The sequence below is a fragment of the Brevundimonas sp. genome, assembly GCF_023259385.1.
Lineage (GTDB): Bacteria > Pseudomonadota > Alphaproteobacteria > Caulobacterales > Caulobacteraceae > Brevundimonas.
On the sequence record NZ_JAHFPF010000146.1, the window covers coordinates 1 to 8,937 of the forward strand.

The 8,937-nt window shown below is 69.6% G+C and carries 7 protein-coding genes; 2 read left to right on the plus strand and 5 right to left on the minus strand.

The features are described 5' to 3' along the window. The 3 genes from Q0C81_RS11865 to Q0C81_RS11875 all read right to left on the minus strand — a co-directional run. The coding region (locus Q0C81_RS11865) for an NAD-glutamate dehydrogenase domain-containing protein (protein WP_291837967.1) at positions 1 to 3,014 on the minus strand (3,014 nt) is incomplete at its 3' end. A 198-nt stretch (positions 3,015 to 3,212) separates the two neighbouring features. Next, entirely contained in the window at positions 3,213 to 4,052 is an 840-nt protein-coding gene (locus tag Q0C81_RS11870) for an outer membrane beta-barrel protein (protein WP_291837970.1), read from the minus strand. 310 nt (positions 4,053 to 4,362) lie between these two features. Continuing rightward, positions 4,363 to 5,490: an AI-2E family transporter gene (locus Q0C81_RS11875; RefSeq protein WP_291837973.1), complete on the minus strand. Its 1,128-nt coding sequence runs from the start codon at positions 5,488 to 5,490 to the stop codon at positions 4,363 to 4,365. A 97-nt stretch (positions 5,491 to 5,587) separates the two neighbouring features. Here Q0C81_RS11875 and Q0C81_RS11880 point away from each other — a divergent pair, with 97 nt between their 5' ends. Then, complete coding sequence (locus Q0C81_RS11880; protein WP_291837977.1) at positions 5,588 to 7,174, plus strand: helicase HerA-like domain-containing protein; 1,587 nt, start codon at positions 5,588 to 5,590, stop codon at positions 7,172 to 7,174. Then, on the plus strand, positions 7,171 to 7,617 hold the full coding sequence (locus tag Q0C81_RS11885) for a hypothetical protein (RefSeq protein WP_291837980.1): 447 nt from the start codon (positions 7,171 to 7,173) through the stop codon (positions 7,615 to 7,617). Before Q0C81_RS11880 ends, Q0C81_RS11885 begins: the two co-directional genes overlap by 4 nt. On the opposite strand, the gene Q0C81_RS11890 is transcribed toward Q0C81_RS11885, so the two are convergent. Further along, positions 7,614 to 8,570: an MltA domain-containing protein gene (locus Q0C81_RS11890; protein WP_367118013.1), complete on the minus strand. Its 957-nt coding sequence runs from the start codon at positions 8,568 to 8,570 to the stop codon at positions 7,614 to 7,616. The genes Q0C81_RS11885 and Q0C81_RS11890 overlap by 4 nt on opposite strands. Positions 8,571 to 8,758: 188 nt before the next feature. Beyond that, positions 8,759 to 8,932 (minus strand): hypothetical protein, encoded by a 174-nt coding sequence (locus Q0C81_RS11895; protein ID WP_291837986.1) that lies wholly within the window; start codon positions 8,930 to 8,932, stop codon positions 8,759 to 8,761. Positions 8,933 to 8,937 lie beyond the last annotated feature (5 nt).

Genomic DNA, 8,937 nt, shown 5'->3' on the forward strand with positions numbered 1-8,937 from the left:
ATCGCCTTGGACAGCAGCATGCCGTTGCCGAACACGTCGCCCGACATGTCGCCGACGCCGACCACGGTGAAGGGTTCGGACTGGATGTCCTTGCCCTCTTCGCGGAAGTGCCGCTTCACCGATTCCCAGGCGCCGCGAGCGGTGATGCCCATGACCTTGTGGTCGTAGCCGACCGACCCGCCTGAGGCGAAGGCGTCGTCCAGCCAGAAGCCGTACGAGGCCGAGACGCCGTTGGCGATGTCGGAGAAGGTCGCCGTGCCCTTGTCGGCGGCCACGACCAGATAGGGATCGTCGCCTTCCCAGCGCACCACGGCGGCCGGCGGGACGACGGAGCCGTCCTTGGCGATGTTGTCAGTGACGTCGAGCAGGCCGGACAGGAAGGTCTTGTAGGCGCGGATGGCCTCCCCTTGCTGGGCGTCTCGGTCGCCGCCGGCGCGGACGATCTCGGCCAGCTTCTTCGGGAAGAAGCCGCCCTTGGAGCCGACGGGCACGATGACGGCGTTCTTGACCTGCTGGGCCTTCACCAGGCCGAGCACCTCGGTGCGGAAGTCGTCGCGGCGGTCCGACCAGCGCAGGCCGCCGCGGGCGACCGGGCCGAAGCGCAGGTGCACCCCCTCGATGTAGGGCGCCCAGACGAAGATCTCGCGGAACGGCTTGGGCAGGGGCAGGTCGACCAGTTCGCGCGAGGCGATCTTGATCGAGATGTAGGGCTTGGACTGACCGTCCGGACCCGGCTGATAGTAGTTGGTCCGCTTGATCGCCTGGACCAGCAGGGACAGGCGGCGCAGCGCCTTGTCGTGGTCGAGGCTCTTCACGTCCTGCAGCAGGTCGTTGATGTGGCCGGCCAGATCGGCGACCGCCGCCTCGCGCGCCGCCGCATCACCACCGACGGCCGGGCTGAACTTGGCGTCGAACAGGGCCAGGATGGCGCGGGCCACGGCCGGATAGTCGCGCAGCGCCTCTTCCTGGACCGCCTGGGACGGATCCAGGCCGGTCTGCTGGCGGTAGCGGGCCAGGGTGCGGATCAGGGCCGCGTCACGCCAGCCCACGCCCAGTTCGAGCACCAGGCGGTTGAAGCCGTCGCTTTCCGTGCGGCCGTTCCAGACGGCGGCGAAGGCGGCCTCGAACGGGTCCTTGACCGTGCCGAAGCTGAGGTCGCCGCCGCGCGGGTCCTCGAGCAGGAATTCGTGGACGTGGATTTCGGCGTCGCCCGCGGGTTTCAGGGCGTGGCCCCATTCCTCGAGCGTCTTCAGCCCCATGTCCGCCAGGATCGGCAGGACGTCGGACAGCGGCACGGCCGAGCCGCGACGGTACAGCTTGAAGCGGAAGTTCAGCGGGCCGTCGGACGCATTGCGGAAGGCGCGCACGGCCACCGGTTCCCCGGCGCCGACCTCGCCCGAGGCGTTCAGCGTGTCGATGGCCTGGTAGTCGGCGACGGCCTCGGCCGCGTCATAGCGGTCGCGATAGCCGGCCCCGAAGGCGTCGGCCCAGCGGGCGCTGACCGGTCCGACCGAGACCTCTTCCACGTCGGCGGCGCGCAGGGCGCTTTCGAAACGGTCGATCCAGCTTCGGCCGGCCTCCGCGACTTCGGCGTCCAGCGCGGCCTGATCCGGGCACGGATGATCGCCCGGGGTCACGCCGATGATGTAGTGGATGCGGACCAGCGGCTGGTCCGACAGCTGCGGATACCAGGCCGACATCCGGCCGCCCCAGGCGCGGGCCAGGATGGCGCCGATCCGTTCACGGACCGAGGCGTCGAAGCGCTCGCGCGGGATGAAGGCCAGGATCGAGACGAAACGGTCGAACGGATCCTTGCGGGTGAAGGTCTTGATCCGCGGGCGGTCGTGCAGGTGCAGGATGCCCAAGGCGATGTCGAGCAGTTCGTCCTCGGTGATCTGGAAGAGCTCGTCGCGTGGATAGTTCTCGAGGATGTTCTTCAGGCGCTTGTAGCTGTGGGTGCCTTCCAGCTTGCCGGCGCGGGCCAGGGCGTTGGCCACCTTGCGGCGGATCAGCGGTACTTCTGACGCGGCCTTGTCATAGGCCTCGGCGGTGAACAGGCCGACGAAGCGGGTCTCGCCCGAGGGGCGCCCGTCGGCTCCGAAACGCTTGACCCCGACATAGTCCATGTAGGCCCGGCGGTGGACGCGCGAGCGGACGTTGGCCTTGGCGACGGTGACCGGCTCGGACAGGTCCAGCTGGCGCTTCATCTGCTTGGTCAGGACCGCCGGTTCGGAGGCGCGGCGCAGCACGGTGCGCTCGGGATCCGCCAGAACGCCCACGCCGACGCCGGACTGCGACAGGGGCGCCTCGGCCTCGTACTCGCCGTTCTTGCCGCGCGGATAGTCGTAGTCGCGGGCGCCGAGGAAGACGAAGTGATCCGACGCCAGCCAGCGCAGGAATTCCAGGTTCTCGGCCAGAACCTCGGCGTCGACGCCCGGAGGCGAGGTTTCGAGGTGGGCGATCGAACGGCTGATCAGGTCGTTCATGGCGCCGTGGTCGGTCACGGCCGAGCGCACATCGGCCAGGGTCTGGGCCATGGCCTCGCCCAGAGCGTCACGGCGCTCCTGGGGCAGGGCGTCGATGACGACGATGATCACCGAGACGCGGCCGGTCGGCCCCTCGACGATCGGGTGGAACATCGAACGGACGGTGACGCCGGCCTCGGCCAGCTCGCCCATGACGCTGTCGACCAGGAAGGGCTTGTCGTTCTGAACGATCGTCAGGACGTCATAGCCGGAGGCCGCGCCCGTCGCGCCGGTGTGCGGCCCGACGCTGATGCGGGCCGGCGCCGCGGGATCGTGTTCGGCGACCGAACGCCACACCGTGGCCAGCAGGGCGGCGAGGTCCGCGCCGTCCAGCTCCGGCGTCTCGTCGGCGGCGTAGTCCTCCAGCACCTGGGACAGGTAGGCCTTCTCGGCCGGGCCGGGCGGATGGCCGTTCGCGGCTGCGAAATTCGCCTCCAGCGCCTCCAGGTTGATCGCCTGAGGGAGCGTGGGGGCGGTGGCGCCGGACATGGACAGGTCTCGTATGGCGCGGCCCGGGCGGGCCGCCGGTTTCAGAAGGCAGACTAGGCCGGTTGCGCGCGGGGGCAAGCATCCGGTCCGTCGGTGGCGGTCCTAGGCCAGCCTGACCGAAGCGTGAACCCCCAAAAACGGCGGCGCCGGCCCTTTGCGGGGGCCGGCGCCGGTTATCGGTGATCACTCAGGAACGGATCAGAAGCGGACGTTCATGCCGATCCGGAAGGCGTGCAGCTTCATTTCGTCGCTGCTGCGCGCGATGTCCGTGCCCGTCGTATTGGGCGCCAGGATGAAGGGGTTGGTGGCCGGGGTCGTGCCGGTGTTGCCGGCGCGCACGACATAGTCGTCCGTCGACAGCGAGGTGTACAGGTACTCGCCGGTCACCGACAGATTGGGCGCCAGGCGCCATTCCAGGCCCGCGCCGGCCTGCCAGCCATCCGCCTTGTCCTCGTCCTTCTGCGTCACGAAGCTGTTGGCGGTGTTGGTGGTGCGGAAGCTGTTCTCGATGCTGCCGCGGGCCGCGCCGCCGGTGACGTAGACCAGGGCCGGACCCGTGGCGTAGCCGAGGCGGGCGCGCAGGGCGGCCATGTCGGTCAGCTCACGCTTGAAGACGTAGCTGGCCGGAGTGCTGCTGAAGCCGGTGACGGTGTCGGAGACGTCCGTCGCGCTCCATTCGGCCGCCAGGCCGGCGACGATGGAGCCGAACTGCCAGTCATAGCCGGCCCGGACCGACCCTTCGACGCCCGTGTTGTCGCTGTTGCAACCGCTGGCGGCCGCATCACCCGAGGCGCCGCCATCACAGAAGCCGGGGGCGAACGCATTCGCCGCGGCCGCGGTGGTGACGGTTTCACCGAACACCCCGTCCAGATTGCGGTCGAAGACAAGGGTCTCGCCGTCGTCTTGCTTGTTGTCGAGAGCGCCGCCGTAGACGCCGATGTAGGGGCCGCTCCAGTCGGGGGATGACTGGGCGAGGGCCGGCGCAGCGACCCCCGCCATCAGAAGGGACAGGGAGGCGGCGGGGAGGAGGAATTTCATCGAATAGTCTTTCGCGTTCAGAACTGTAGGCCCCCGCCGACGGGGGGTTGAACGGCGCCGGCCCACCCCTGTTCCGATCCCGTTTCCGGGTTGCGGATCAGCTGTGGCCGGAATGACGCGAAAACAGGAACGCCCTGGCGGAAACGACAAGGCCGCCGAACTTGCGTTCGGCGGCCTGCTTCGGACCGGCGCCCAGGAGGGGGAGGGTTGGCGCCGATCGCTTCAACCGCGGGCTTGGGGGGGAGGGGGGCCCGCGGCGACAGAGGGGAGATAGGCGCCGCTTGTGACCAATCAAGGGCGCCCAAGTCCGTCATTCGTCCTTTAACTGCGGCGGGTTGACGCGGCGCCGTTTCGGCTTGCTCGCGGCCGTTTCCTTCTCCGCATAGGGCTCGCCGTCGCCGGACAGCAGGATGGCCATCCAGCGCGACCCCCGGAACTCGGCCAGGATGGCCATGGCCATGACCGCCAGCGGGGTGGACAGGAACATGCCGACCACGCCCCAGACCTTGCCCCAGAAGGCCAGGGCCAGAAGGACGACCACCGGGTCGATGTTCTGGTTGTCGCCCTGCATGCGCGGCTGGATGAAGTTGCCGCTGATGAACAGGATCGCCTGCAGTCCGCCCAGCAGGACCATGGCCTGCCAGTAGGTCTCGAACTGCACCAGGGCGAACAGCGGCGGGACCAGACCCGCGATGGCGCCGCCCAGCACCGGAATGAAACCGACGATGAAGATCACGAAGGTCCAGAACTCCGCATTCTGAAGACCCACGATGCGCATCAGGATCCAGGCCGCGGCGCAGATCATCACCCCCGTGACGGCCTGGACCCAAAGATAGCCCTCGACCCCGCCGCGGACGCGCTGGAACACCTCCAGCGCCTCGCCACGGGCGGTGCGGTCGGGGAACAGACCGACCAGCTTGCGGCGGAAGCCGCTCTGTGAAGCCAGCAGGAAGCCCAGATAGATCATCACGAAGACGGCGCCGCCGACGACGCCCTGGGCCTGGCCGGCGATGGCCATGAGGTAGCCGCGCACGTCTATCTGGGCGATCAGGTCGGTGGTGGTCGGCGGGGTGGTCACGCCGACCAGGCGGGAACCGTCCTCGAGGATCTGGTCGAGGCGCGGCCCGATGTTGGCCGAAACCCCCGATGCGTCGCTGAAGAATCCGTAGGCGCCGTTCACGATGAAGGCGATGGAGGCGACGAAACCCAGGACGACGACCAGCAGGGCCGAGATGCCGGCCACGTGCGAAGGCAGTCGGGTCCGCTTCTCGATGGTCCGCTTCACCCCGTCGATCATGATCAGCAGGAAGATGGCCATGGCCAGCGGCGTGAGGATGTCGGCCAGCCAGTAGACCGCCGCGCCCACGGCGACCACGGCGAGGGCCACGAGGGCGTTGCGCGCCACGGTCGAGGTCGGAAGGGTGATCGGCGGCTTCATCGGCATATGGTCAAGGTCTCGCGAGGCGGCGTCAATCGCCCTTGAACCGGCGGCCTTGCCGGTGGAGCATGAGCGCCGCCCACACCCCGGAGTTCCCATGACCGATACCGGCGTCTTCCTCGGCCAGTCCTCGCAGGACGGGACCGACAAGCCCGAAATCCTGCTGTATGGCCGCGCCAACCGGCACGGGGTGGTGGCCGGCGCCACCGGCACCGGCAAGACGGTGACCCTGCAGATCATGGCCCAGGGCTTTTCCGACGCCGGGGTGCCGGTCTTCTGCGCCGATGTGAAGGGAGACCTGTCGGGGATCGCCCTGCCCGGATCGCCGAACGAGAAGCTGCTGGCCCGGGCCCAGGGCATGGGGCTGACGCTCACCCCGAAGGCCGCTCCGGTGGTCTTCTGGGACCTGTACGGCCAGAAGGGTCACCCCATCCGCACCACCGTCAGCGAGATCGGGCCGCTGCTGCTGGCGCGCATGCTGAACCTCAATGAGGTGCAGGAAGGCGTGCTGTCGGTGGTCTTCCACGTCGCCGACGCCGAGGGCCTGCTGCTGCTGGATCTGGACGACCTTCGCGCGATGCTGGTCTATGTCGGCGAGAACGCCGAGCGGATCGGGCGCGAGGTCGGCAATGTGGCCCCGACCTCCATCGCCTCCATCCAGCGCGCCCTGCTGCAGCTGGAGCAACAGGGCGGCAAGGCCTTCTTCGGCGAGCCCGCGCTGAAGCTGGAAGACATGATGCGCACCGGCCTGGACGGCCGGGGCCAGGTCAATGTGCTGGACGCGACCAAGCTGATGAACAGCCCGCGCCTGTACGCGGCCTTCCTGCTGTGGCTGCTGTCCGAGCTGTTCGAGCAGCTCCCCGAGGTCGGCGATCCGGAGAAACCACGGCTGGTCTTCTTCTTCGACGAGGCCCACCTGCTGTTCAACGACACGCCGGACGCCCTGCGCGAGAAGGTCGAACAGGTCGTGCGCCTGATCCGCTCCAAGGGCGTGGGCGTCTACTTCGTCACCCAGAACCCGGCCGACATTCCCGACAGCGTGCTGGCCCAGCTGGGCAACCGCATCCAGCACGCGCTGCGCGCCTACACCCCGTCCGAGCAAAGGGGGCTGAAGGCCGCTTCCGAGAGCTTCCGGCCCAATCCCGCCTTCGACACCGCCGAGGCCATCCAGGGTCTGGGCGTGGGCGAGGCCCTGGTCTCGACCCTGGACGAGAAGGGCGCGCCGAACATCGTCGGGCGCACCGCCATCCGTCCGCCGGACAGCCGCCTGGGACCGGCAACCGACGCCGAACGGGCGCAGGTCATGGCCGCCAGTCCGGTGCGGGGCCTGTACGAGACGGTGGTGGACCGCGAGTCCGCCGAGGAAATCCTGGCCGCGCGCCGGGGCGAGGCCGACCATGCCGCGGCCGAAGCCAAGCTGGCCGAGGCCCGCGCCCAAGCCCAGGCAAAGGCCGACGCCATCGCCGCGAAGGACGCCGAGAAGGCCGCCGCCGCCCGCGAGAAGGAGCAGGCCCGACAGCAGGCGCAGTATGAGCGCGAAGCCGCCCGGTCGCGGGCTCCGGCTCGACGCTCGACGCGAGAGACCCCGATCGAGGCGGCCACCAAGTCGGTGCTGCGCACGGCGGGGAGCACGATCACGCGGGAGCTGCTTCGCGGCCTGCTGGGTGGGCTGAAGCGGCGGTGAATGAAGCGCCCGAACTGGTCTGGGTCGTCTTCTTTCCGTTTCTGTGGATCGCAGGCTGGATCACGGCCTCGATCATCTATCGGCGGATTCACGACAAGCCGATCTTCCCTCGCACGCCTGAGAGCGCGCTCTTCGTCGAACGGGCCGCATCGGGAGTGAACGACAGCCACTGGCTCAGTCGGATCGGCCACGCCAATCGGTGTCTGATCGTGGCAGTGACCGGCCATGAGCTTGTCGTCACACCCTTCTTTCCCTTCAACCTGATGTTCCTGCCGGAAATCTACGGTCTGGAGATACGGGTTCCGGTTTCGCGGATCCGGCGGGTCGGAGAGTGGTCCGGGATCCTTCGCGACTTCATCGTCGTCGAATTCGACGATGGCCGGAGCTTCAGACTGGTCCTACGCAATCCTCGCGCCTTCAGGAAAGCTCTTGGGCGCCCCTAGCTCGCCTTGGGAACCAGCCGCCACATCCGGAGCGGATGCCTGACCGCGCCAGCTTCCGCGCCGGCCGCGTCGCCCCGGCCCATGTAGAGGTCGGCGCGGACCGGGCCGCGGATGGCCGAGCCGGTGTCCAGCGCCACCACCAACCCCTGATAGCTGCCGCGCGCGCCGGGCAGGTTGCCGCCGTCGGCGCTGATCCAGACCAGGTCGCCATAGCGCCAGTGGGACGGATCGACCGCGATGGCGCGGCGGGCCGGCAGGGGGATGCCCGCGGCCCCGGCGGGATCGCCGCCGTCATCCGGGTCCAGCTTGAAGAAGATGTAGCGCGGGTTCAGCGCCATCACCGCCTGGGCCTCGGGCCCGCGATGGGCGGCCAGCCAGGCGCGGATGGCCTCGCCCGAGGTTCCGTTCTGCGGCAGCAGGCCTTGCTGCGCCATCGGACGGGCGATGCCGACGAAGGTCTGCCCGTTGTCGGCGGCGTAGGCGGCGCGAGCCTTGGATCCATCCTCGAAGGTCAGATAGCCCGAGCCCTGGATCTGCATGAAGAACAGGTCCTCGGCCCGCATCCAGGCCAGGGTCTGCGTCGGCGGCGCGGCCTCGATCTCGACGCGGGGCGGCAGGGTCTGGCCCCGGCGCCAACCGGCGGGCGCGGCCAGGACCGGCATGTCGAAGTCGGCGTCCCGCGCATGGCGGGCGGCGTATTCCGGGGCGAAATAGGAGGTCAGCAGGCCCGGACGCCCGTCGGCGGTTTCGGCCGGAACGACGGTGAAGCCGGTCTCGAAGAAGGCGCGGGCCATGGACGGCGTCACCGGCCGCGAGGTCTGGCGGATGTGCATGGCCCGGTCGCACTGGACGCGGGCGGCGGCATCCCGGGCGGCGCGGCACCCATCGGCCCAGGCGTTGAAGGCCGACAGATGGTCCTCCTCGTTCCAACCGGGCAGGGTCGCGGGACTCACGCCGCGCGGCGGCTCCGGACGCGGCGTCGGCCGGGGTTCAGGCGGTCGGGGCCGGGACGGCGCGGGGCCGCCGTCGGGCGAAGGCCCAGGCGTGACGACGGGCGGACGGGTCGCGCACGCCGCGAGCAGGGACAGGAGCAGCGCGGCGGCGACGCCCTGGATCCGCACGGCGCGCGCGCGGCCCACAGTCAGGCCGAGGCGGCTTCGTTGCGGGCCAGCACCCAGTTGGGGTCGCTGGCGCCGAGGGTGCGTTCGAAGGTCCAGAGCTCGGCGACGCGGCGCTCCTCGACCTGGGGTTCGGCGGAGGCGTCGGCGGACTTCACGGTGTCGCGAAGCTCGGCCAGGAAGCGGACCTTGGCGATGGCGG

Bases quoted from the DNA above. Each gene is read 5' to 3' on its own strand.
- Q0C81_RS11870 (WP_291837970.1), bottom strand. From the start codon at position 4,052: ATGAAATTCCTCCTCCCCGCCGCCTCCCTGTCCCTTCTGATGGCGGGG.
- Q0C81_RS11875 (WP_291837973.1), bottom strand. From the start codon at position 5,490: ATGAAGCCGCCGATCACCCTTCCGACCTCGACCGTGGCGCGCAACGCC.
- Q0C81_RS11880 (WP_291837977.1), top strand. From the start codon at position 5,588: ATGACCGATACCGGCGTCTTCCTCGGCCAGTCCTCGCAGGACGGGACC.